The sequence below is a fragment of the Nonomuraea sp. NPDC050680 genome (genome assembly GCF_040654555.1).
Taxonomy (GTDB): Bacteria; Actinomycetota; Actinomycetes; order Streptosporangiales; family Streptosporangiaceae; genus Nonomuraea.
The window spans coordinates 196,569-219,487 of sequence record NZ_JBFAIF010000004.1 but is presented as its reverse complement, the minus strand read 5'-3'; the positions used below and the strand labels follow the sequence as shown (position 1 = coordinate 219,487).

The following is a 22,919-nucleotide window of genomic DNA, read 5'->3' as shown; positions in this document are numbered from 1 at the left end:
CGCGTGAGCAGCACCATGCCCGTCCCCGATCCCGCCGTACTGTCGGCGGTGGAGGCAGCCGTCCCCGGGATCGCCCGCACCCGAGCCAGCGACCGGCTCGGCATGGCACACGATGCCTCGCACTACCTGCTCACGCCGCAGGCGGTGCTGGTGCCCGAGAGCGCGGAGCAGGTGGCGGCGCTGCTGCGTACGGGCCTGCCGCTCACCTTCCGTTCCGGCGGCACCAGTCTGAGCGGGCAGGGGGTCAGCGAGCACCTCCTCGTCGACACCCGGCGGCATTTCCGCGGCATCGAGGTGCTGGACGACGGGGCGCGGGTACGGGTGCAACCCGGCGCGGTGCTGCGGCAGGTCAACGCCCGCCTCGCGCCCTACGGCCGCAAGCTCGGCCCGGACCCGGCCAGCGAGTCGGCGTGCACGATCGGCGGCGTGGTGGCCAACAACTCCAGCGGCATGACGTGCGGCACCCACGCCAACACGTACCGGACGCTGGAGTCGATGACGGTGGTGCTGCCCAGCGGCACCGTCATCGACACCGGCGCCCCCGACGCCGACGAGCGGCTGCGTGCCCTGGAGCCCGCGCTCGCCGAGGGGCTGGAACGGCTGCGCGACCGCGTGCGCGGCAACCCCGGCTCGGTAGGCCGCATCACCGCCCAGTTCTCGCTGAAGAACACCATGGGTTACGGCCTCAACAGCTTCCTCGACCACTCATCGCCCGCACAGATCCTGGCCCACCTGGTCATCGGCAGCGAAGGCACCCTGGGCTTCGTGGCCGAGGCGGTGCTGCGCACCGTCCCCGCCCACCGGCTGGCCGCCACCGGCCTGCTCGTCTTCCCCACCCTGCGCCAGGCCATGGCCGCGATGCCCGGCCTGGTCGCCGCCACGCCCGCCGCCGTCGAACTGCTGGACGCCGAATCCCTGCGCGTCGCCCAGACCGACCCCAAGGCCGACGACGTGCTGCGCACACTCGCCGTCGCCGAGCACGCCGCGCTGCTGATCGAATGGCAGGAATCGGAGCCGGATCTGCTGGCCGAACGAGAACGGACGGCCGAGGAGCTGTTCCCGCGGCTGGCGCTGTCCGCCCCGGCTCGGTTGAGCAGGGAGGCGGGCGGCCGGGCGGCGTTGTGGCATATCCGCAAGGGTTTGTACGCCTCCGTCGCCGGCGCCCGCCCCAGCGGCACCACCGCCCTGCTGGAGGACGTCGCCGTTCCGGTGCCCGCCCTGGCCGACCTGTGCGACGAGCTCATCGCCCTGTTCTCCGAGCACCGCTACGAGCGCAGCGTCATCTTCGGCCACGCCAAGGACGGCAACCTGCACTTCATGCTCAACGAGCGCTTCGACACCGACCTGGAGCGCTACGCCGACTTCACCGAGGACATGGTGCGGGCCGTCCTTGCCCGGGGCGGCACGCTCAAGGCCGAGCACGGCACCGGCCGCGTCATGGCCCCGTTCGTGCGCCGCCAGTACGGCGAGGAGCTGTATGAGGTGATGCGCGAGGTCAAGCGCCTGTGCGACCCGGCCGGCGCGCTCAACCCCGGCGTCGTCCTGACCGACCGGGACGACGCGCACCTGCGTGACCTCAAGGCCGTCGTCACCGTCGAGCCCGAGGTGGACCGGTGCGTGGAGTGCGGCTACTGCGAGCCGGTCTGCCCCAGCCGCGACCTGACGACCACCCCGCGCCAGCGCATCGTGCTGCGCCGCGAGCTGGCCGCCGCGGTTGAGGCCCGCGACCACGCCCTCGTCCGCCAGCTGGAGGCCGAGTACGGCTACGACGCCGTGGACACCTGCGCGGTGGACGGCATGTGCGCCACCGCCTGCCCGGTCCTGATCAACACCGGCGACCTGACCAAGCGTCTGCGCGGCGAGCGTCACGGCCGCCTGGCCCAGAAGGGCTGGAAGGCCGCCGCCAAGCACTGGAGCGGGGTGACCGGCGCGCTCGACCTGGCGCTGGACACGGCCAAGGCGGTCCCGCCCCGTCTCCCGGAGGCGGCCGCCCGCGCCGCCCGCGCCGTCGCCGGCCCCGAGGCCGTTCCGCGGTGGACCCGTGACCTGCCGAAGGGCGGAAAGCGCCGCCGGCCGGATCCGGTGCGGAACGCGGACGCGGTGTACGTCCCGTCCTGCCTGAACACCTTGTTCGCCCCCGCCGACGGCGGCCCCGGCGTGATGTCCGCCTTCACCCGCCTGGCCGCGCGCGCGGGCGTGCGGCTGCACGTCCCGGAGGGGATCGGCGGCCTGTGCTGCGGCACTCCCTGGTCGTCCAAGGGCTACACCGACGGCCATGACGTCATGGCCCGCCGCGTCCGCGATAGTCTGCTTGAAGCCACCGGCGAGGGCCGGATCCCGGTCGTCAGCGACGCCGCCTCCTGCACCGAGGGCTTCCACCGCCTGACCGAATCGCTGGGAGAGGCCCTCCAGGTGATCGACGCGGTCGCCTTCACCGCCGAGCAGCTCCTGCCCCGCCTGACCGTGCACCGCCGCCGCCCCTCCCTGGCGCTGCATCCCACCTGCTCCTCCACCCGCCTCGGCCTGGACGCCGCCATCACCCGCATCGCCGAAGCGGTGGCCGAGCGGGTGGTCGTCCCTGACGGGTGGCAGTGCTGTGCCTTCGCCGGCGACCGCGGCCTGCTCCACCCGGAGCTCACCGCCTCGGCCACCCGCGCCGAAGCCGCCGCCGTAGGAGTCGGCGACTTCGCCGCGCACGCCTCGGTCAACCGCACCTGCGAACTCGGCCTCACCCGCGCAACCGGCAAGCCGTACCACCACCTGCTCGAACTCCTCGACCAGGCCACCGCCTGAAGATGGAGGTCCGCCTATGGCGGGCGGCATGCGGCCCGCCGGGCTAGGGTTGCTGGGTGCACATCGACGAACTGCTGCAGGCCATCCCGCCCGCGTGGCTGTGTGCCCTGGTCGGGCTGGTGATCGGGGTCGAGAGCCTCGGCATCCCGCTGCCCGGCGAGATCGTGCTGGTCAGCGCCGCGCTCCTGGCCGCCAAGGGCGTCGTCAGCCCCGTGTGGGTGGGCGTCTGCGCGAGCGCGGGGGCGATCGTCGGCGACTCCATCGGCTACGCCATCGGCCGCAAGGGCGGCAGGCCGCTGTTCGAGCGGCTCGGACGGCGCTTCCCCAAGCATTTCGGGCCCCGCCATATCGGCAGGGCCGAGCACTACTTCGACCGGTTCGGGGTGTGGGCCGTGTTCGTCGGGCGCTTCATCGCGCTGCTGCGCATCCTGGCCGGGCCGCTGGCGGGGGCGTTGCGCATGCCGTACTGGAGGTTTCTGGTCGCCAACGTGCTCGGCGGGATCGTCTGGGCGGGTGGCACCACCGCGGTGATCTTCTATCTCGGCATGGTCGCCGAGAAGTGGCTGAAGGGCTTCTCGTGGGTGGGGCTCGTGGCGGCGGTGCTGGGCGGCATCGCCACCACCTGGTTCGTCAAGCGGCGCGCGGCCTCAGCGCTCGATCAGGGTGACCTCGAGGGAGTAGAGCGAGGCCCGGTAGACATGTGAGCCGTGCTCGACGGCCCTGCCCTGGTCGTCGTAGGTGGTGCGGAGCATGGTCAGGAGCGGGGCGCCGCGCCGTTCGTCCAGCAGTTTGGCCTCGGCCTGGTTCGCCGCGCGGGCGCCGATGCGCTGGTTGGCCACCCGCATCCGCACGCCCGCGCCGCGCAGCAGCTCATACAGGCCGCGGCCCTCCAGGTCGGCCGCGGTCAGCTGGGCCAGGCCCAGCGGCAGCCAGTTGTGCAGCACGGCCAGCGGCTCGCCAGCGGCGAAGCGGAGTCGTTCGAGGTAGAGCACGTCGACGCCGGGCTCGACGCCGAGGACGGCGGCGATCTCCTCGCTCACCGGCCGGGGCTCCAGGGCGAGGACCTGGGTCGCCGGTTCCTGGCCCGAGCGGCGCAGGTCGTCGTAGAGACTGGTGAGCTCGACCGAGCGCTTGACCTGCCCGTGCACCACCTGGGTGCCGACACCGCGCTTGCGCACCAGCAGGCCCTTGTCCACCAGATACTGGATGGCCTGGCGGATCGTGGGCCTGGACAGGCCCAGCTTGTCGGCGAGCAGGATCTCGTTGTCCAGCCGGGAGCCGGGCGCCAGGTCGCCTCGCCGGATCGCCTCGGCGATCTGCTCGGCCACCTGGAAGTAGAGCGGCACGGGGCTGGAGCGGTCCAGGTCGATCGCCAGGTTCGCGGTCATGCTGATCAGGTTAACCCAGGTCAGAATGTCCTGACAAATCTCGCGAGTAGCCGGTAGGTCATGACAATCTGCTGTCTTGACATGATAGGACGAGGACAATCCTGGCATGTACGTCGAACGCGCGGAATTGGGCATGACCGTGCTGATGAGCGTGAAGTGCCCCTGGAGGAGACCTTTTGGGAGAGGACATGGACGCGACACAGTTGCTCGACACCGCCTCGGAGGCGGCCAGGGCGGTCGGGCCGAGGCTGCGCAAGGCCTTCAGATCGAGGCCGCCGGTCGCCACCAAGCGCGACTTCCACGACCCGGTCACCGAGCATGACCGGGCGGCGGAGGAGACGATCCGCACCGTCATCACCGCCCGCTGGCCCGGCAGCGCGATCGTGGGGGAGGAGGGCGGCCTCACCGGCTCGGGCGAGCTGCGCTGGTACGTCGACCCGATCGACGGCACCGCCAACTTCGCCGCCGGCCTGCCGTTCTTCTGCGTCTCCATCGCCGCCGCGGTGGCCGGTGAGCTGGTGGCGGGCGTCGTGTACGACCCGGTGCGCGAGGACGAGTTCACCGCCTCCACCCTGGGCGCCTGGTGCAACGGCACCCCGATCCGCAGCAAGGGGGCGACCCAGGACAGGGAGGCGATGCTGCTGGCCAGCTACCCCACGCCGCTGGACCTGGAACTCGACGGTGAGCGGGCGCTGCGCCGCTACGGCCGCTTCCTGGAGTCCTTCTCCGCCGTACGCAGGCCGGGCAGCGCCGCGCTCAAGCTCGCGCACGTCGCCGCCGGATGGGCCGACGTCGCATACGGCACCCGCTCCCACCCGTGGGACGTGGCGGCGGGCGCCCTGCTGGTACGGCAGGCGGGCGGCGTCTACGTCGGCGACCCGCTGGAGGAAGGCGACTACCTGGCCCACGTCGGCGGCTTCGACCTGCGCGGCTCCGCCCTCGCCGAGGTGGCGCCCTGGGAGGGCTCGTAGAGCTGACCCGGTCCGGTGACCGGCTGGAGCAGATGGACTGTACCCCCGACGTGCTGGAGGAGGTCCGCGGGACGCTCACCGACTGAGGCCCATCAACCAGTTCACGAGTGGGGCTTGGCGCCATCTGAACGGCCGAGGGCGGTCAGTGGCCCTTGCGGTAGTCGCCGGCCTGGCGTACGTGCTCGATCATGATGTGCTCGGCCGCGGTGCCGTCGGCGGCGGCCAGCGCGGCCAGGATGCCCTCGTGCGCGTCGAGTTGCAGCTTGACCTGCTCGTCGTCGAGCCACAGCGAGGCCCCGGCGGGCACGGGGAAGCTGTCGCGGACCGCCCTGGCGTGCTGGCCGAGGAAGGCCGGGCCGCCGATGTCGGCGATGCGCAGGTGGAATTGCCTGCTCTGCTCGCCCAGCCGGTCGTGCCGGCCCTCCTCGACGTCGCGGATCATCGAGGCGTGCAACTCGCGCAGCGCGGCCAGGTCGGTGGCGGTGATCCGGGCGGCGGCCAGTCGGGCGCCCAGGCCCTCGACGACCGCCCGCAGGCCGTAGTACTCCTCCAGCGCGTCGTCGCCCAGGTCGACCACGGTCGCGCCGTGGTGGGCCTCATAGCTGATCAGCCGGTCCTTCTCCAGCCTGCGCAGCGCCTCGCGGACCGGCGTGACCGAGACGCCGAGCCTGCGGGCCACCGCCCCGGCGCGCAGGGCGGTGCCACCGGGGATCGTGGCTGTACGGATCTCCTCGAGCAGCACGCTGTAGACGTATTCGGCCTTGCTCATGGGAGGACGCGGCTCGCTGGTCGGCATGACCATCAGTGTCCCGCAATCTGAGAAGCGTATTGACCTATGAGATATTTCTTATAAGTTACATCGTTATGACGAGCCTCGCCGACCTGCTGGTCATCGACGCCGCGACGTTGTTCGCCGGGCCATCCACCGCGATGATGCTCGGCGACTTCGGCGCCGACGTGATCAAGATCGAGCATCCGCGCCGCGGCGACCCCTCCCGCGGGCACGGAGCCTCGGTCGACGGGGTGGGCCTGTGGTGGAAGACGCTGTCGCGCAACAAGCGCGCCGCCGCCGTCGACCTGTCGCGGGCCGAGGGGCAGGAGATCCTGCGCCGCCTGGTCGAACGCTCCGATGTGCTGGTCGAGAACTTCCGCCCCGGTACCCTGGAACGCTGGGGCCTGGCCCCCGGCGACCTCATGGACATCAACCCCCGCCTGATCGTGGCACGGATGACCGGCTTCGGGCAGTTCGGCCCGATGTCCGGTCAGCCCGGTTTCGGCACGCTGGCCGAGGCGATGAGCGGGTTCGCGGCCATGACCGGCCAGCCGGACGGCCCGCCCACCCTGCCGCCCCTGGCCCTGGCCGACGGCATCGCCGGGCTGGCCATGTCGTACGCGATCATGGTCGCCCTGCGCGCCCGCGAGCAGAGCGGACGCGGCCAGGTGGTCGACATGGCCATCATCGAGCCGATCCTGGGCATTCTCGGCCCGCAGATGAGCGCGTACAAGGCGCTCGGCGTCATACCTCAGCGCACCGGCAACCGCTCCAGCAGCAACGCGCCGCGCAACACCTACCGCACCCGCGACGGCCGCTGGCTGGCCATATCCACCAGCGCCCAGCCCATCGCCGAACGCGTGGTCACCCTGGTCGGCCGGCCCGACCTGGTCGAGCAGCCCTGGTTCGCCAGCGGCCATGGCCGGGTCCAGCACGTCGACGAACTCGACGAGGCCGTGGCCTCCTGGATCGCCGAACGCGACGCCGAGGAGGTCATCGCCCGCTTCAAGGAGGCCCAGGCGGCGGTCGCCCCCATCTATGACGTCTCCGACATCGCCAAGGACCCGCAGTACGCCGCCCTCGACACCTTCATCGAGGTGCCGGACGAAGAACTGGGCACGGTCACCATGCAGAACGTGCTGTTCCGCCTGTCCGACACACCCGGCGCGGTCTCCTGGCCGGGGCGGCCCCTCGGCCAGGACACCGACCAGGTGCTCGGCGAGCTCGCCTACGGGGCCGAGGAGATCGCCCGGCTGCGCGAGGACGGGGTGATCGCGTGAGCACCTCTGTCACCCGGCTGCCCGTCACCTGGCTGTACGTCCCCGGCGACCGGCCCGAGCGGTTCGACAAGGCCGTCGCCTCCGGGGCGGACGTGGTCATCATCGACCTGGAGGACGCGGTCGCGCCCGCCCGCAAGGACGAGGCCAGGGCCAACGCCGCCGCCTACCTGGCGAGCCGTATCGGATCGGTCGAGGTGCACGTCAGGGTCAACGACCTGGCGGGCGGGCGCGGGCGGGACGACCTCGACGCGCTCGCCGGCCTGCCGGGGCTCGGCGCGGTCCGGCTGCCCAAGGTCGAGTCGGTCGGCGTCCTGGACGGGCTGGGCGTCAGGGCGTACGCGCTGCTGGAGTCCGCGGCCGGGATCGTCGCCGCCCACGCCGTCGCCGCCCACCCGGCCGTGGCGGGCATCGCGCTCGGCGAGCAGGACCTGGCGGCCGAGCTGTCGATCACCGACGAGAGCGCCATGAACCACCTCCGGCTCCAGGCGGTCATCGCCGCCGCGGCCGCCGGCCTGCCGCCCGTGCCGATGTCGGTCTACCCCGACGTCAAGGACGAGGCCGGCCTGGCGGCCTCCTGCCGGGCGGCCCGCGCGCTGGGCCTGTTCGGCAGGACCGCGATCCATCCCCGCCAGATCCCGGTGATCAGGCGGGCGTTCACTCCCACGCGGGAGGAGACGGAGCGGGCCGGCGAGATCGTCCAGGCCGCCGAGCAGGCCGAGCGGACCGGGACGGGCGCCGTCGCGCTGCCCGACGGCCGCTTCGTCGACGCGCCGATCGTCGCCAAGGCCCGCCGTACGTTAGACCTCGCCGAGCGGCTCGCGCCCGAGAACTGACCTCTCGCGGCGGCCGGCTCCGCGCTTTCGCGGCGTCCGGCTTCCCACGCCCGAGGGCTGACCTTTCGTGGCGGCTGGTTTTCCCGCGTGTCTTTCCCGCGTGTCTTTCGCCGTGGCCGGCTCTCCCGTGCCCGAGCACCGACTCCACAAGCCGCAGCTCACTTTTCGATATCACCCCCAACGGAGGCCATTTCGCCATGGGCATCGCCGTCTGGGCGCTAGTCGCCTATATCGCCATCATCGTCGTCTGGAACGGCGTCCTGAAACGCAATATCGGTGAGGCCATGCTCATCGGTTTCCTCGGGGTGTGCCTGTTCGGCGGTACCGGTTTCCTCAGCCTGGCCTGGGCGGGCATCTCCGACGCGCTGGCCGAGGAGGTCGTCTTCGCCGCCCTGGCCTTCGTGTTCATGGGCTACCTGCTCACCAAGCTGGGGTTGATCCAGGAGCAGGTGACGGTGCTCAACTCGATCTTCGGACGGTTGCGCGGCGGCGCCGGCTACGTCTCCACCTCGGCCGCGGCGCTGCTCGGCGGGCCCGCCGGGTCCGGGTCCGGCATCGCCGCCTCGGTGGGGTCGGTGACGATCCCGTGGATGACCAGGTCCAACTGGCGGCCGGACCTGGCCGCCGCGCTGGTGGCGGGCAACGCCGGGCTGGGCATCTCGATCCCGCCGAGCTCGTCGATGTTCCTGCTGCTCGGCTCGGCCGCCGTGGCGCCCGTGCTGACGGCCGACCAGCTGTTCGTGCCCGCGCTCGTCGGCGGGCTGTGGACCGTGCTCTACCGCTTCGTCGTGGTGTTCGTCTGGGTACGGCGCCACCGGATCGAGGCCACCGACGCCGCCGACCTGATCCCGCTGCGGGCCGCCCTGCGCGCCGGGTGGACGTCGCTGCTGGTGTATGCGGGCATCGCCGTACCGGTGGTCCTGACCCTCGATTTCGGTATCAAGTGGATGGAGTCGCGCGTCGGCGAGGCCGCGGACGACATCAGTATCGTCGTCTGGATCCCCGTGCTGACCATCCTGGCCACGCTGGCCGTGGCCTGGAAGCGGCTGCCGCGCACCGGGCGGGCCTGGAACGAGCTGCTGGGCGACATGGCCCCGCGCTACGCCGTGATCGGCGCGACGCTGTTCTTCGCCTTCGCGGCCGCGGCCAGCCTGGGCGAGCTCGGCCTCGTCGAGCAGCTCACCGCCATCATGAAGGGCCTGAACGCGCCGGTCGCCGTCATCGCCACGCTGGTCGGACTGCTGATCGTGATCATCGCGGCGCCGCTGACCGGGAGCGCGACGATCGCTGCCGTCGGCGGGGTGGCCTTCAGCGCCCTGACGGCGGCCGGAGTCTCGCCCGTGGCCGCGGCCACCGCCATCATGATCTTCGCCTCCACCGAGGGCGCCTCTCCGCCCGGCGCGGCCCCCATCTACATCGCCAGCGGCATCGCCGGAGTGGACCCGGCCAGGACCTTCGGCCGGCTCATCATCTGGTTCGTCATCCCGATCCTGGCACTCGGGGTGCTGGTGGCGACCGGCGTGCTGCCGATCTGACCCGCTTTCCGCTGACCCGCACTCCTCTGACCCGCTTTCCGCTGATCCGCTCGAAAGGAATCTGCAGTGGACACCCTCAAGCGCGTGACGATGGCGCTGTTCAAGATCGGGCTCGTCGTGTTCCTCGTCCTCGGCGTCGTGGTGGTGCTGATTCAGGCCGTCGGCCTGGTCGCCGGCGCCCCGGGGCTGGTCTCCGGCGCCGTGTCGAACCTCGGCATGGCGATGACCGTGGCGGCCGGGGTCACCGGGCTGTTCGGTTTCGTGATGTCGTACCTGTTCCGCTGGAAGGCGGGGGAGGACTGAGGTGGATCACGACGAGCCGGGCGTCCAGCGGGCCCGTAGTTCGGCGTCCTGCGGCGGGGGGCCGGGCAGCGGCCGGTGGGCCGGCGGCCGCCGCAGCGAGTCGAGCAACAGCGCCAGGTAGCGGTGCCGGAGCTGCTCGGTGCGCTCGTGCTCGCCCAGCTTGACGGAGGCCAGCTGCTCGAACAGCAGCGCCACGTCCGACACCGTGACGTCCTGTCGCAGCACCCCGGCGGTGGACGCCTTTCCGTGCACCTGGGTCGCCAGGTCACTGGCCCGCACGGCGGCCTCGTACAGCTCCTGCGTCGGCTGGAACGTCCCGGCCAGCGCGATCGTCAGGGAGTGGGTGTCGGCGTCGACGATCTCCCGCATGAACGTGGCGAAGGCGTCCCAGGGGTCGCCCTGGTCGGCCAGCGCCTTCTCCGCGGCGGCGATGTACACCATCAGCCCGTCGAAGCAGAGCTTCTGCAGCAGGGCTTCCTTGCTGGGATAGCGGCGATAGAGTGCGCTGATCCCCACGCCCGCCCGCTCGGCCACGGCGGCGATCGGGGCGCCCGGGTCGGCGGTGAACACCGCCCGTGCCGCCTGGAGGATCAACTCGTCGTTGCGGGCGGCCTGCGCCTTGCGGCCGCTCATCGGTGCTGAGGTCGTCATCCCTCCAGCATACGGGAACGAATGATTCCGTTCTACCTTCAAGGGTTCGGCCAGGTAGGCGGCGTAGACTCGAAGGTGATCGCGGCTCGGCGTCCCCGGGCTCGTCCTCCTCGGATGTGCGGCGACCATCATGTCCTGACATCAGGACGAAACCATGATTGTCACCATTGGTCCGCATGTCTATACAAGCAGATGACATTGGGGTAGAACCAGGGACGAGCCCGTTGGTCTTGGAGGTGTCGGATGAGACGAATCCCGATCGTGGTGGCGTTGCTGGGCGCTCTGGCGTTGAGCGGCTGTTCCTCCGCGCCGCAACCCGCCGCGCAGAGCAGCGCACCCGCCGCAGGATCCGCGCCCGCCGCGGCGAGCGGCGCCACCTTCGCCGTCATCACCCACGCCGGGCCCGGAGACTCCTTCTGGGACGTGGTCAAGAACGGCGCCGAGGCCGCCGGCAAGCAGTACGCCGTGAAGGTCACCTACCAGGGCGACGGCGACCCGGCCAAGCAGTCGCAGCTCATCGACCAGGCGGTTTCGGAGAAGGTCGCCGGCGTCGTGGTGTCCATGGCCAACCCCGACGCCCTCAAGGAGGCCATCGGCAAGGCCGTCGCCGCCAAGATCCCCGTCGTGACGATCAACTCCGGCGCCGACTCCTCCAAGGCCTTCGGCGCCATCACCCACGTCGGGCAGTCCGAGGAGGTGGCCGGGCGCGGCGCGGGCGAGCAGCTCAAGGCCGCCGGCGTCACCAAGCTGCTGTGCGTCATCCACGAGGCCGGCAACGTCGGCCTGGACCAGCGGTGCAAGGGCGCCGAGGCCACGCTGGGCGGCACGGTCGAGCGGCTGCAGGTCGACGTGAGCAACCTGGCGGATGTGACCTCCAAGGTCACCGCCAAGCTGCAGTCCGACAAGCAGCTCAACGGTGTGCTCACGCTGAACCCGGCGGTCGCCATCGCCGCCCGCGACGCCATCAAGGACGCCGGGACGCAGACCAAGCTGGGCACGTTCGACCTGTCGGGCGATGTGGTGGCCGCGATCAAGGATGGGGAGATCCTGTTCGCCGTGGACCAGCAGCAGTACCTGCAGGGCTACCTGCCGATCGTCTTCCTCTACCTGTACAAGAACAACCTCAACACCGTCGGCGGTGGCCTGCCCGTCAACACCGGCCCCGGCTTCGTGACCAAGGACAACGCCGAGCAGGTGGCCAAACTGGCAGAAGCGGGCACCCGGTGACCACTGTTCCCGCCGATGAACGGATCGGCAGCGTCGGCCTGGCACGCCGGCTGCTGATCCGTCCGGAGCTCGGCGCGGTGGTCGGCCTGATCGCGGTGTTCGCGTTCTTCGCCGCGCAGTCGCCGGTGTTCCGCTCGCCCGCGGGCATCGCGAACTGGCTCGACCCGGCCGCGACGCTCGGCATCATGGCCGTCGCGATCGCGCTGCTGATGATCGGCGGCGAGTTCGACCTGTCGGCCGGCGTGCTGACCGGCACGACCGGGCTCATCCTGGTCACGCTCGCCACCCGCTACGGCTTCGACGTGTGGACGGCCATGCTCGTCGGGCTGGTCGTCGCACTGCTCGTCGGGCTGGCCAACGGGCTGGTCGTCACCAGGACGCGGCTGCCCAGCTTCATCGTGACGCTGGGCACGTTCCTCATGCTGCAGGGCATCAACCTGGGCGTCACCAAGGCCCTGACCGGCACCGTACAGGTCAGCGGCCTGCGCAGGGCGACGGGCTACGAGAGCGCCCGGACGATCTTCGCGGGCACCATCGACATCGGCGGCACCTCCTTTCGCGTGGCGATCTTGTGGTGGGTGCTGGTCACCGCCGCGGCGACCTGGGTGCTCATGCGTTCCAGAGTGGGCAACTGGATCTTCGCGGTCGGCGGCAATGAGCAGGCCGCCCGCGCGGTGGGCGTGCCCGCCGCCCGTACCAAGATCGCGCTGTTCATGACGACCGCGGTCGCCGCCTGGCTCGTCGGCTCGATCCTGGCCCTGCGCTACACCTCCGTACAGGCCAACATCGGCATCGGGCAGGAGTTCATCTACATCATCGCCGCCGTGATCGGCGGCTGCCTGCTCACGGGCGGGTACGGCTCGGCGATCGGCGCCGCCATCGGCGCGGTGATCTTCGGCATGGCCGACAAGGGCATCGTCTTCCTGGGCTGGGACGCCGACTGGTTCAAGTTCTTCCTCGGCGCCATGCTCCTGCTGGCGACGCTGGCCAACCGGCTGGTCCGGCGGTATGCCGAGGAGGTGAAGCATTGATCATCCAGACGCGCGACATCGGCAAGACCTTCGGCTCGGTCCTGGCGCTGCGCGAGGTGTCGATGAGCGTCGAGGCGGGCCAGGTCACCTGCGTCCTGGGCGACAACGGCGCCGGCAAGTCGACACTCATCAAGATCCTCGCCGGTGTGCACCAGCACGACACCGGCTCCTTCCTCGTCGACGGCGCCGAGGTGCGCTTCGGCAGCCCGCGAGAGGCGCTGGACCGCGGCATCGCCACCGTCTACCAGGACCTGGCGATGATCCCTCTCATGTCGGTCTGGCGGAACTTCTTCCTCGGTTCCGAACCCCGCAAGGGCCTGGCCTTCGACGTCGCCACGGCCCGGCGGGTGGCCCGCGAGGAACTGCGGGCCATGGGCATCGACATCCGCGACGTCGATCAGCCCGTCGGCACGCTGTCCGGCGGCGAGCGGCAGTCGGTGGCGATCGCCAGGGCCGTCCACTTCGGCGCCCGCGTGCTCATCCTCGACGAGCCGACCTCGGCACTGGGCGTCAAGCAGGCGGGCGTCGTCCTGCGGTACATCGCCAGGGCCCGCGACCGGGGCCTCGGCGTGGTCTTCATCACGCACAACCCGCATCACGCCTATCCGGTGGGGGACCGGTTCCTGCTGCTCAACCGGGGGACGAGCCTGGGGGAGTACGGCAAGGGGGACATCACGCGGGAGGAGCTGACGGGGCTGATGGCGGGGGGAGCGGAGCTGGAGCAGCTGTCGCACGAACTGTCCCAAGAGCCGGACCGGGAGTGAGGGCGTCCCGTTCATTCCTGAGTGGAGGTCTGCGGTTTAGGCTTCCGCCGGCTCGTCGTTCATGATGTTCGTATGACGTCGTGGAAAGAGTTCGAGATCCAGGCCCCGGAACTGGCGGCGATCGCTCGGGAGGTGCTGGAGCGTCACAAGCACAAGGTGCTGGCCACGCTCCGAAAGGACGGCTCTCCCCGGGTGAGCGGCACCGAGTCGCGGTTGGACGGCGGCGAGCTGTGGATGGGGTCCATGCCCGGCGCGGTCAAGGCGCTCGACCTGCGGCGAGATCCGCGCATGGCCATCCACGTCACCTCGCCCGACCCTGATGAGGCGGATCCGTCGTCATGGGCCGGCGACGTGAAACTGGCCGGCCGGGCTATGGAGGTCACCGATCCGAAGGTGCTGGCCGAGGCGGGTCTGCCCAGCACCGACTCGCATCTGTTCAGGATCGACCTGTCCGAGGTGGTGTGGACTCGGGTCGAGGGCGACGAACTGGTCATCGACACCTGGCACGAAGGCGCGGAGGTACGCCATATCCGCCGCAAGTAATCTACAAAGTAAAGGCGCTCGGCCGATTCAGTGTACGAAGAAGCCACCATCGACAAACAGCATCTGGCCGGTGACGAACGCGGAGGCATCACCGGCCAGAAACACCGCGGCACCGGCGAAATCGCCAGGCACGCCGTTACGGGCGACCATGTGGCGCGCGGCGAGCTCCTCGACCCGGCCGGGGATGGCCTGAGCCGGCTCGGTCAGCGGCGTCAGCACGAATCCGGGGATGATCGTGTTGACGCATACGCCCCGGCTTGACCAGGCTTCGGCCTGCGACCGGGTGAGTCCGGCGATCCCGGCCTTGGCCGCACCGTACACACCGCTGTTGCCGAAGGCGCTGACGGTCTGCTGCGAGCCCACATTGATGATCCGCCCCCAGCCCCGCTCGGCCATGCTCGGGCCGAAGTGCTGGCCGAACAGGTAGGGGGCGGTCAGGTTGACCGCGATGGTCTGCTCGTAGTCGTCGTCGGTGAGCTCGGCCATGGGCTTACGGATGTTGTTGGCGGCATCGTTGACCAGGATGTCGATCTGACCGGCGCCGGCGCAGACCCGCTCCACGGCGGCGCGGTCGCCGAGGTCGGCACTGATGCGGGAGGCGGTCACGCCGTGCTGCCGCAGCTGGTGTACGGCCTTGTCGAGCTCGGCCTCCCGGCGAGCCACGATCACCACGTCGGCCCCGGCACGGCCGATCGCCTCGGCCATGGCATAGCCGATCCCTGAGCTGCCGCCGGTCACCAGCGCTCGCCGGCCGGCCAGGGAGAATAGATTACCTAGGTAGTCAGACACGAACGGTCAAACTAGCATCCGGCGCACGAGCGTTCGCGATGGGGCGGGGGGCCGGATGGGGGTCGGCCACCCGGGCGGCGGCGTGCATCCGGCCGCGCGAGGGCCGTCACCCCTCGGGCTTGATGCCCAGCGACCGGACGAGCTGGGTCAGCTCTTCTTGGAAGAGCTTGTCGGGGCTGATCGTCTGGGTCTGCAGGTGTCCGTAGATCTCCAGTGACACCAGGCCGTGCAGGTGGCCCCAGATGCGCAGGGCGAGTGCCACGCCTGCTGGCGGCAGGTCGGGGAAGGCCGGGCGAACCTTACTGAGAAGCCCGCCGTCGAAGTCGGGCCACTGGAAGTCGCTGTGCGCGTAAAGGTGTTCGGCGTGTGGCCAGGCGGCGTCCGCGAGGGCGGCGATGCCCGTACAGACGCGGTGGGCGGCGTCCGGGGCGGCGCCTCCCTCGGGGGCTTGGTAGCCGGGCACGGGGTCGCCATAGATGAGGCGAAATCCCTCGGGATTGGCCAGGGCCCAGTCCCGGAAGGCTCGCGCCCACGTCTGGATCCGATGGGCCGGATCCGCAGCAGGGGCGTTGGCCCATGCAGTGTCCACCGCGTCGGCCAGTGCTGTGTACACCTCGTTGATCAGCGTGGTGACCAGGTCGTCGCGGGTGGCGAAGTAGCCGTAGATGGCGTTGGCGGTCATGCCCATCTCGCGGGCGATGGCCCGCAGCGTGATCGCGTCGGGTCCGCCCGAGGCCATCAGCCTCAGCGCGACCTGCTTGATCTCCGCTGTCGTCTCGGCCCGCAGCCGTTCGCGGCGTCCTCCTGTGCTTCCCACAGCCGACACTCTACAGCGTCACCGGTCTGTGTAACGTATTTAAACTTCACGGCGTATAGTTTCTGCGCACCACACAAGTCTGAAGGAGAGACTTCATGCACATGGGAATCATCGGAGCCACGGGCGGCATCGGAAGCCGCGTGGTCACCGAAGCCCTCCACCGGGGGCATCACGTCACAGCGCTCACCCGCGACGCCGGCCGGATCAGCGAAGAGCGAGATAACATCGTTTGGAAGAGCGTTGACGTCCTCGACGCCGAAAGCATCGCCGCGGTACTGCCCGGACTGGACGTCCTGATCAGCGGATACCAGCCCGGCAACGCTGCCAATGACTTCGCCGACACCGTGTCGCGTTCGATCGTTGACCCCACGGTCTACGCCACCGCTGCCCGAGCGTTGCTCAAGGCGCTGGAGAGCCACCTCCGGACCCGGTTGATCGTGATCGGCGGCGCCGGCAGCCTGGAGATCGAGCCCGGCCTCGTACGAGCCGACTCCGACGAACTCCTGCACGAGAGCCTCGACCAGCTGGGGCTGCCGAGAGGGTATGCCGCCGCCGTACGCGGACATCGGGACGCCCTGAACGTCCTCCGCACTTCCAATCGACTCTGGACCTATTTCAGCCCGGCCGAGGAGATCGCCCCCGGCCGGCGCACCGGCCGGTTCCGGATCGGCGGCGACCAGGCGGTCCTCGACGCAGACGGACGCAGCCGCATCTCCTCGGAGGATGCCGCCGTCGCCCTCATCGACGAGGCGGAACTCCCGCGCTTCGTCCAGCGACGCTTCACCGTCGGTTACTGAACTGGCCGAGAGCCGCCGCCCCATCTCTCAAGCAGCAGCAGACACTGAGGAGATCACGTCATGAGCGAGCCCATCGACGACATCGTCCACACCTATTTCGCCGCATGGAACGACCTGGATCGTGACCACCGCAACGCCACAATCGAGGCGATCTTCACGGAGAACGCCACAGTCATTGATCCCGACTGGACGGCCGAAGGCCGCAACAACATCGCAGCCGCCATAGGTGATGCACGTGAGGAGAAACTCGGCAACCTTGTGCTCGCGGTGACCAAGGTGATCAGTAGCCACCATGATCTGGCCCTGTTCTCCTGGCACCTCATCCAGCCTGATGCCTCCGCCACTCCTCTGGCCACCGGTTACGGAGTCGTGAGCTTGGAGGAAGGAAGGATAAACCGTGCCTGCAACTTCTTCGGCTGAGTGCCGCCGGCGCTAGTCTGTTGGCCCACGACAGTTCGATCATGGCGTCTAACATCCGGGGCCGCCCACTGGGGCGGCCCCGCTCGCGGGCGGCCTGCCCCTTCAGCGACTTCTCGCGGACGCCGCGCCCGCCGCCATGAGGAACTGCATGTCAGCTGCGGCCGCCAGGGTGTGCGCCAGCTCCAGCCGGTGCAGCTTCCGCCCACCGCCCGCTCGGTCTCGGACGCCAGCTCGGCGGCGGTGAACGAGCGTTTCAGCAAACCGATGGCCACCAGGGCCGCGGCCAACTCGCGCAGGTGCACGGCCGGGTCGGCGTCCAGCCCGAGCGCGGTCAACACCGCCGCCGCTCACGTACCCACAGCCGTTCCTCGATCAGCCGGGCGCGGGTTGCCCCACTTGTCGCGCCGACCGCGTAGACGTCGCGCCGTCGCAGGGCCGCGTGCAGGGCCTCGAGAATGCAGAAGGTGTAAGAGGGCCTGTCGATCAAGGGCGGGTCCAGCTTCGGGTTGCCGAACATCAGCCGCCCGCCAGGACCCGGTCACCAGGTCCTCAAAGCCCTTGATGTGCTCCTGTCCGGGCTTGCGCGCGGCCATCAGGCGAGGCAGCGCGCGCAACGCGGCCAGGATCGGTAAGCCCGCCGCGGTGCAACCACGGGATCACCGAGGCCAGTATGTCGATGAGGGGCTTGACGGTGCCGAAGCGGTCGACCAGCTCCACCCGCCATTCCAGATCGCCGTCATCCTCGGTGCGGGCGCGCCTGGCGTGACTACCCGCTGGGACACCCAAATCGAGACCGATTCGCCCGCGCCGCGCCCGTACGCGATCGCGTCGCCGAACGGTTGCCCCACGGGGTCTCCGTGGGGGCGGGTGCCCGGGGATTTACGCGGCGGGGAGCGGGTTCTGTCCGAGGAAGCGGTGGCCGTTGTCGGCGGAGGCGCGTACTGCGGAGAACCCGTAGCCGATCATGGCGGCTTCGTATTCGCGCAGCGCCGCGACCAGCGGGCGTCCGTGTGCCGCCTCGTTCAGTGCGTCCGCCAGCGTGGCCGCGTCGCGCAGCGCGGTGTTGGCGCCCACCCCGCCAGCGGGGCTCATCGCGTGGATGGCGTCACCGAGCAGGGTGACGGCGCTGGTGGGCCATGGCTCGATGGGGACGCTGGTACGCAGGATGGCGGGGAAGATGCTGGCTGGATCCCACTCCCGCACGATGCGCTGGACGTGGGGATGCCAGCCGTCGATCAGGTCCAGCACCATCGCGCGGAGTTCGGCGCCGGTCATCTGGTGGAGTTCGTCGTCGGGGCGGGGGAGGTGTTCGCGGCGGGTTCCGAAGCTGACGGTCATGTAGTCCCGTATGTCGCGGAGCTGTACGCCGGGGGCGTGCCGGGCGACGGCCTGGTCCATCGGCCCCGGGAACTCCACCGGAGCCACGCCGACGAAGGCGCTGCCGGGGCCGACGATCGCGGTGAAGACGTTGAACATGTCGTCGCTGAACAGCGCTCTGGTCCGGGCGGTCAAGGGAATCTTGCCGTAGAGCTGGCGCAGGCCGGTGTCGATGACGCGGGCGTGGGGGAGGAGCTGACGGCGGATGACGGAGTTCACGCCGTCGGCGGCTACCAGCACGTCGCCGGTCACGGTGCTGCCGTCGGCGAAGTGGGCGGTTATGCGGCTGTTCGCGGTGACAATGGGGTCGTTCGCGGCGGTGTTGTCGGTCGGGGTGCTTTCGAAGCCGGTGCAGGTCTTGCCGAAGGTCACGACGTCTTCCAACCCGGACAGCAATATCTGACGCAGGGTCAGCCGGTCGGCCGCCAGCGGCGCGGGCCCGGAGTCCGCCTCCGCCGTCCATCGCGGCAGGAGCTGTTCGTCGAGGAACACCGACCGGGGGCCGGGTGTCCCCGCCGTCGCCAGGAAGAGTCGCCATAGTCGTTGCGGGAGGGCGTGTTCGAGGGCGCGCCGGCCGTCGGCGTTGATGTGGAGGCGGTAGCCCTGGGGGCGGAGGAGCGGCGTCGTGTCTCGCTCGTGTACGGAAACGCTGATGCCGAGCCGGCGCAGCCGTTGTGCCAGGCACAGGCCGCCGAGTCCGGCGCCGATGACGATCACATGCATGGTGGTGATTCCCTTCTGGTCATCGGCAACTGTCGGCGTCGGATCGGGGCGAAGGCGATCCAGGTGCCGCGACGCGGCGATTTCCGGCATGGCGGGCGGGCAATCAGCCGGAATCCGGCGAGCGGTCTCAGATCGCGCCGGGCCCCTTCAGGCGGAGGCCGGGCTTTTCTTGTCGGAGGTCGGGCCCCTCCTACCGGAAGGCGGACCCCTCCTGGCGGAAGCCGGGCAGGATGGCGCCTGCTCGCTTGACGGTCCGGATCAGCGGGGCCGTCTCTACATGCCGTACGGCCTTCAACGATCCGATGCGTTCGGTCAGGTACCGATACAGGTCGCGGGAGTTGCGGCAGGTGACGCCCGCGAAGAGGTTGGCCGGACCCGTGGTGGCGGCGGCCACCGTGACTTCCGGGTGCTGGGCCAGGGCCTCGCCCACGGCGGCGAGCTTGGCGGGCTTCACGGACATCCACAGCCAGGCTTCGGCGTGGAAGCCGAGGGGTTCGGGTGGGATGTCGACGTCGAAGTAGAGGATTCCGGCCTGCCGTAGGTGCGCCATGCGTCGCCGTACGGTCGACTCCGACCAGCCGGTGATCGCGGCCAGGTCGGTATGGGTGGTACGCCCGTCCTTGGACAGGGTTTCCAGCAGCGCGTGGTCCGCTTCGTCGAGCTGGACGGTTTCCTCGAGGGGCGAGGCGGTTTCTTTGTGCATGACCGGATCGACGAGGAGTTCGGCGGCTTGCTCGGTGGACAGCGCCCGCAGGCCTGCCCATCCCGCCGGGCCGCCCGCGAACCTGTGCAGCATGCGGTGTGCGGTGACGCCCACCACCTGCCGGCTGCGGGGAAGTTTCTCCAGCAGGAACGCGTCGCGTTCGGCTGGTGTCCGGGCCAGTGTGCCGCAGGCGATCTCGGTGCCGCCGGAGAGCAGACTCACCCAGGCGGTGTCGTTGCGGCGTGCCAGGGCGGTGGCGACCGCGCTCGCGGCGTCGGGGGTGCAGCGCAGCCGGATCGCCCAGGAGACGTGGTCGAGCCGGAGTCCGTCGACCACGCCGACGACGCGGAGTATCCCGGCTGAACGCAGTCGCCGGTATCGGCGGGCGACCGTGTTCTCGGAGACGCCGAGCACTTCGCCGATCTTGCTGAAGGGCGCTCGGCCGTCGATCTGGAGCGCGTGTGCCAGACAGCGGTCCAGGCGGTCCAGGGTGACGGTTTCCATCTGGGTACGGTATCTCGGCGCCGGTTAACGGCATGATGATCGCCGCGCGGGTGGGATCGACGGCCAGGGCCTGGGTGACAAGTCGCGCTGCCCGAGCGCGGGCAGTCATGTCGCCCGAGCGGCCGATCGTGCTGTCCGAGTGGCAAGTCATGTCGCCGTCGCCGCCTGAGCGACAGCTCGCGCCGCCGTCCCCGCGTGATCGTCTGTCCTGCTATATTCGCGGCCGGTTGCGAGGTCGTGTCCCGTACCGGCACGATCCGGCTGGAGCGCTGGCGGCGCCCTCCACAGGCGGTGGTGTCAAAGGTGAACTGCGCTTCAGGCCAGGCGGCGGGGTTGCCATGGCGTCTTTATGGCGTCATAGTGATGTCATGGATCTCGCGCCGTACGTCGACAATCTGCGCCGCGAACTCGCGGTCGCCGCCGAGGCGGGTGGCGATGACGCGCGCGCCCTCGCCGAGCGCCTCACCTTGCCGCTGGAGTCGGCGACGCGGCTTGTTCTGCTGGAGGCGTTGTCCGCCGCCGCCGACGAGATCACCCGGGAGCTCGCACCGGGCTCGGTCGACGTACGGCTGCGCGGGCGCGACCCTTCCTTCGTCGTGACGCCGCCGCCCACGGACCGCCCGTTCGAGGACGGGGGTGAGGGCGGCTTTGACGCGTTGCCCGGTGTGGCGGGTGGTCGGCGGCGGACGGCTTCGGGCGGCCCGGCGGCTCCAGGGGGATCGGGCGCGGGGGGCGCTTCAGGGGCCCGGGGGGCTTCGGAGGCCGGTGTGGCGGTGCCGCAGGACGGTGAGGACGGCGGCACGTCGCGGATCTCGCTGCGTGTCCCCGAGCAGCTCAAGCCGCGCATCGAGGAGGCGGCCGGACGCGAAGGACTCTCCGTCAACGCCTGGCTCGTCCGGGCGGTCTCGGCCGCACTCGAACCCGAGAGTGGAGCACGCCGTTCCGGATGGCGCGAGGAGCCGAAGGGCGGCCGCCGCTACACCGGCTGGGTGCGCTAGCGCCACCTGCGGCCGGCTGCCAACCGCTACCGCCGCCTGGCTGGACGTGACCTCTCACTGTGGCAGCACCACTTTGGCGGACGGCGGACGGTCGACGAGACCGTCGAGGGTGCGTGCACGGCGTCCTATGGGGACATCGTGCTCGTGCCCCGCTCTGGTCTGTGCCGGCAACCCCATTGGATCGGCGGTTTCCGCCCGCAGACCCGGCAACGCTGGGGCCCGGAACACAGCGATGGCCTCGGTGCGCGGTCCGTTGTGGTGGTGACGGGTTCGGTGGTATCTCAGCCGGTGGCGGGTTCGATGAGCTCGATTTCGAGGGCAAGTACGCCGAGCGCTTCTTTCTCGGGGCCATAGATGCGGCGGATGTTGGCCAGTTGCTGTTCGCGGGGGCTTGCGTTTGGTGGCCTTGGCCAGCAGGAACGCGGCCGTCTGCACCAGGCTGGTGCCCAGGTGCGGGGCGCCGTTGATCTGCGCGCCGACGCACAAGGCCACCCGGTCGGGGTTGGTGGCCCACAGCCGTGGGCGGACCATGTCCACGGCGCGCAGCATCGCGTTGGCCAGCACGTTGTTCGGGCTGATGATTGGTGCGCCGGTGCTGCTGGGGGGTGCCGCCCTTGCGGGAAAAGCAATGTGTTTCCGTGCCGCACCTCGCTATCCCAGCGGGCGGGTTGTATAGGGTTTACAGACCTGTCAGTATGGCGTGGTGGAGAAGTACAGTCCGGGTGGGCGGCGGCTGCTGGAAGTGGCGACCGAGGTCTTCTACGCCGAGGGGATCCGGGCCACCGGTGTTGACGCGCTGGTGGAGCGGGCCGGGGTGTCCAAGCCGACCCTGTACGCCCAGTTCGGGTCGAAGGAGAACCTGGTGGCCGCCGTACTGGAGTGGCGGCGGGCCGTACGGCAGGCGGAGCTGACCGAGTTCCTCCTCGACAGCGGCGGGTCGGCCCATGAGCGGCTGCTGGCGGTGTTCGACTGGCTGGCGCGGGGGCATGGGAGCGAGGGGTTTCGCGGGTGCCCGTTCACCAACGCCGCGGTGGAACTGCCCGATCCGGACCATCCGGCGCGCAAGGTGATCTCCGCGTACAAGGGGTGGTTGCGGCAGCGGTTGACCGAGCTGGCCGAGCAGGCCGGGCTGGCCGACCCTGACGGGCTGGGTTATGCGTTTTTGCTGCTCATCGACGGGGCCAATGCCCGGGTCGTGGTGGATGGGGATCGGTCGGCGATGCTGCGGGCCAAGGCCGCGGCCGCCCGGATGATCGGTGGAGTACATGGCTGAAGGGCTGGTCGCGGGGCTTGAGCACGAGTTCGCGTTCCTGGTGCCGGAGAGCAAGATCGTGGCGGGGCTGTATCCGGAGTCGGCGGAGTTCGGGGTGATGCCGCCGGTGTTCGCCACCGGGTTCCTGGTCGGGCTGCTGGAGTGGACGTGTGTACGGGCCGTCCTGCCGTACCTGGACTGGCCGCGTGAGCAGACGGTCGGCACGCGCGTCGACATCACCCACCAGGCGCCCACGCCGGCGGGGATGACGGTGACCTGCCGGGTGCGGCTGGTGTCGGTGGAGGGGCGGCGGCTGCGGTTCGAGGTGGCGGCCGGTGACGGGGTGGACGTCATCGGTGAGGGTACGCACGAGCGGGTGATCATCGACGCCGAGCGGTTCACGGCGCGTGCCCTGGCCAAGGGCGACCTCTCCTGAGCCCTGCCGACC

24 protein-coding genes are annotated in these 22,919 nt (G+C 70.3%); 16 read left to right on the top strand and 8 right to left on the bottom strand.

Annotated features, from left to right (window positions below):
* The first annotated feature begins 3 nt into the window (after nucleotides 1–3).
* Both AB0H88_RS16730 and AB0H88_RS16725 read left to right on the top strand, forming a co-directional pair.
* Entirely contained in the window at nucleotides 4–2,793 is a 2,790-nt protein-coding gene (locus AB0H88_RS16730) for an FAD-binding and (Fe-S)-binding domain-containing protein (RefSeq protein WP_357645201.1), read from the top strand.
* A 56-nt stretch (nucleotides 2,794–2,849) separates the two neighbouring features.
* The gene (locus AB0H88_RS16725) at nucleotides 2,850–3,497 is read left to right on the top strand and encodes a DedA family protein (RefSeq protein WP_357645199.1); all 648 of its coding nucleotides are present in this window, start codon (nucleotides 2,850–2,852) and stop codon (nucleotides 3,495–3,497) included.
* Here the strand turns inward: AB0H88_RS16725 and AB0H88_RS16720 are convergent.
* The gene (locus AB0H88_RS16720) at nucleotides 3,441–4,181 is read right to left on the bottom strand and encodes a GntR family transcriptional regulator (RefSeq protein ID WP_357645197.1); all 741 of its coding nucleotides are present in this window, start codon (nucleotides 4,179–4,181) and stop codon (nucleotides 3,441–3,443) included. The two genes, AB0H88_RS16725 and AB0H88_RS16720, sit on opposite strands and share 57 nt — an antisense overlap.
* Nucleotides 4,182–4,369: 188 nt before the next feature.
* On the opposite strand from AB0H88_RS16720, the gene AB0H88_RS16715 reads away from it, so the two are divergent.
* Nucleotides 4,370–5,152 carry an inositol monophosphatase family protein gene (locus tag AB0H88_RS16715; protein ID WP_357645195.1) on the top strand — a complete coding sequence of 261 codons (783 nt, stop codon included), beginning with the start codon at nucleotides 4,370–4,372 and terminating at the stop codon, nucleotides 5,150–5,152.
* Between the two features lie 142 nt (nucleotides 5,153–5,294).
* On the opposite strand, the gene AB0H88_RS16710 is transcribed toward AB0H88_RS16715, so the two are convergent.
* A complete protein-coding gene (locus AB0H88_RS16710) occupies nucleotides 5,295–5,948 on the bottom strand; it encodes a GntR family transcriptional regulator (protein WP_357645193.1) in 654 nt (217 codons plus the stop codon).
* A gap of 68 nt (nucleotides 5,949–6,016) precedes the next feature.
* Here AB0H88_RS16710 and AB0H88_RS16705 point away from each other — a divergent pair, with 68 nt between their 5' ends.
* The 4 genes from AB0H88_RS16705 to AB0H88_RS16690 all read left to right on the top strand — a co-directional run bounded on the left by AB0H88_RS16705 (nucleotide 6,017) and on the right by AB0H88_RS16690 (nucleotide 9,875).
* Entirely contained in the window at nucleotides 6,017–7,204 is a 1,188-nt protein-coding gene (locus AB0H88_RS16705) for a CoA transferase (protein ID WP_357645191.1), read from the top strand.
* A complete protein-coding gene (locus tag AB0H88_RS16700; protein ID WP_357645190.1) occupies nucleotides 7,201–8,037 on the top strand; it encodes a CoA ester lyase in 837 nt (278 codons plus the stop codon). The genes AB0H88_RS16705 and AB0H88_RS16700 overlap by 4 nt, the downstream gene beginning before the upstream one ends.
* Nucleotides 8,038–8,234: 197 nt before the next feature.
* Nucleotides 8,235–9,572 (top strand): TRAP transporter large permease subunit, encoded by a 1,338-nt coding sequence (locus tag AB0H88_RS16695; protein ID WP_357645188.1) that lies wholly within the window; start codon nucleotides 8,235–8,237, stop codon nucleotides 9,570–9,572.
* Between the two features lie 66 nt (nucleotides 9,573–9,638).
* Complete coding sequence (locus AB0H88_RS16690) at nucleotides 9,639–9,875, top strand: hypothetical protein (RefSeq protein WP_357645186.1); 237 nt, start codon at nucleotides 9,639–9,641, stop codon at nucleotides 9,873–9,875.
* A gap of 6 nt (nucleotides 9,876–9,881) precedes the next feature.
* On the opposite strand, the gene AB0H88_RS16685 is transcribed toward AB0H88_RS16690, so the two are convergent.
* Complete coding sequence (locus AB0H88_RS16685; protein ID WP_357645184.1) at nucleotides 9,882–10,526, bottom strand: TetR/AcrR family transcriptional regulator; 645 nt, start codon at nucleotides 10,524–10,526, stop codon at nucleotides 9,882–9,884.
* Nucleotides 10,527–10,769: 243 nt separating this feature from the next.
* Here AB0H88_RS16685 and AB0H88_RS16680 point away from each other — a divergent pair, with 243 nt between their 5' ends.
* The 4 genes from AB0H88_RS16680 (at nucleotide 10,770) to AB0H88_RS16665 (ending at nucleotide 14,091) form a co-directional block, all read left to right on the top strand.
* Nucleotides 10,770–11,753, top strand: a complete 984-nt coding sequence (locus tag AB0H88_RS16680) for a sugar ABC transporter substrate-binding protein (protein WP_357645182.1) — start codon at nucleotides 10,770–10,772, stop codon at nucleotides 11,751–11,753.
* Complete coding sequence (locus tag AB0H88_RS16675; protein WP_357645180.1) at nucleotides 11,750–12,784, top strand: ABC transporter permease; 1,035 nt, start codon at nucleotides 11,750–11,752, stop codon at nucleotides 12,782–12,784. Before AB0H88_RS16680 ends, AB0H88_RS16675 begins: the two co-directional genes overlap by 4 nt.
* A complete protein-coding gene (locus AB0H88_RS16670; protein ID WP_357645178.1) occupies nucleotides 12,781–13,548 on the top strand; it encodes an ATP-binding cassette domain-containing protein in 768 nt (255 codons plus the stop codon). The genes AB0H88_RS16675 and AB0H88_RS16670 overlap by 4 nt, the downstream gene beginning before the upstream one ends.
* A gap of 72 nt (nucleotides 13,549–13,620) precedes the next feature.
* Nucleotides 13,621–14,091 carry a pyridoxamine 5'-phosphate oxidase family protein gene (locus tag AB0H88_RS16665; protein WP_357645176.1) on the top strand — a complete coding sequence of 157 codons (471 nt, stop codon included), beginning with the start codon at nucleotides 13,621–13,623 and terminating at the stop codon, nucleotides 14,089–14,091.
* A gap of 27 nt (nucleotides 14,092–14,118) precedes the next feature.
* On the opposite strand, the gene AB0H88_RS16660 is transcribed toward AB0H88_RS16665, so the two are convergent.
* Nucleotides 14,119–14,880 carry an SDR family oxidoreductase gene (locus AB0H88_RS16660; RefSeq protein ID WP_357645174.1) on the bottom strand — a complete coding sequence of 254 codons (762 nt, stop codon included), beginning with the start codon at nucleotides 14,878–14,880 and terminating at the stop codon, nucleotides 14,119–14,121.
* 106 nt (nucleotides 14,881–14,986) lie between these two features.
* Nucleotides 14,987–15,697 (bottom strand): TetR/AcrR family transcriptional regulator, encoded by a 711-nt coding sequence (locus AB0H88_RS16655; protein ID WP_357645172.1) that lies wholly within the window; start codon nucleotides 15,695–15,697, stop codon nucleotides 14,987–14,989.
* Between the two features lie 95 nt (nucleotides 15,698–15,792).
* On the opposite strand from AB0H88_RS16655, the gene AB0H88_RS16650 reads away from it, so the two are divergent.
* Nucleotides 15,793–16,494, top strand: a complete 702-nt coding sequence (locus tag AB0H88_RS16650) for an NAD(P)H-binding protein (RefSeq protein WP_357645170.1) — start codon at nucleotides 15,793–15,795, stop codon at nucleotides 16,492–16,494.
* 60 nt (nucleotides 16,495–16,554) lie between these two features.
* Nucleotides 16,555–16,914, top strand: coding sequence for a nuclear transport factor 2 family protein (locus tag AB0H88_RS16645; protein WP_357645168.1), 360 nt, complete (start codon nucleotides 16,555–16,557; stop codon nucleotides 16,912–16,914).
* 331 nt (nucleotides 16,915–17,245) lie between these two features.
* On the opposite strand, the gene AB0H88_RS16640 is transcribed toward AB0H88_RS16645, so the two are convergent.
* The 3 genes from AB0H88_RS16640 to AB0H88_RS16630 all read right to left on the bottom strand — a co-directional run bounded on the left by AB0H88_RS16640 (nucleotide 17,246) and on the right by AB0H88_RS16630 (nucleotide 20,221).
* Nucleotides 17,246–17,431: a hypothetical protein gene (locus tag AB0H88_RS16640; RefSeq protein ID WP_357645166.1), complete on the bottom strand. Its 186-nt coding sequence runs from the start codon at nucleotides 17,429–17,431 to the stop codon at nucleotides 17,246–17,248.
* Between the two features lie 362 nt (nucleotides 17,432–17,793).
* A complete protein-coding gene (locus AB0H88_RS16635; protein ID WP_357645164.1) occupies nucleotides 17,794–19,014 on the bottom strand; it encodes an NAD(P)/FAD-dependent oxidoreductase in 1,221 nt (406 codons plus the stop codon).
* A gap of 190 nt (nucleotides 19,015–19,204) precedes the next feature.
* Nucleotides 19,205–20,221 carry an Lrp/AsnC family transcriptional regulator gene (locus AB0H88_RS16630; protein ID WP_357645162.1) on the bottom strand — a complete coding sequence of 339 codons (1,017 nt, stop codon included), beginning with the start codon at nucleotides 20,219–20,221 and terminating at the stop codon, nucleotides 19,205–19,207.
* A gap of 368 nt (nucleotides 20,222–20,589) precedes the next feature.
* Between AB0H88_RS16630 and AB0H88_RS16625 the strand changes: the two genes are divergently transcribed.
* The 3 genes from AB0H88_RS16625 (at nucleotide 20,590) to AB0H88_RS16615 (ending at nucleotide 22,907) form a co-directional block, all read left to right on the top strand.
* The gene (locus tag AB0H88_RS16625; protein ID WP_357645160.1) at nucleotides 20,590–21,219 is read left to right on the top strand and encodes a hypothetical protein; all 630 of its coding nucleotides are present in this window, start codon (nucleotides 20,590–20,592) and stop codon (nucleotides 21,217–21,219) included.
* Between the two features lie 703 nt (nucleotides 21,220–21,922).
* On the top strand, nucleotides 21,923–22,492 hold the full coding sequence (locus tag AB0H88_RS16620) for a TetR/AcrR family transcriptional regulator (protein WP_357645158.1): 570 nt from the start codon (nucleotides 21,923–21,925) through the stop codon (nucleotides 22,490–22,492).
* Nucleotides 22,485–22,907: a thioesterase family protein gene (locus tag AB0H88_RS16615; RefSeq protein ID WP_357645157.1), complete on the top strand. Its 423-nt coding sequence runs from the start codon at nucleotides 22,485–22,487 to the stop codon at nucleotides 22,905–22,907. The genes AB0H88_RS16620 and AB0H88_RS16615 overlap by 8 nt, the downstream gene beginning before the upstream one ends.
* The last annotated feature ends 12 nt before the right edge of the window (nucleotides 22,908–22,919 follow it).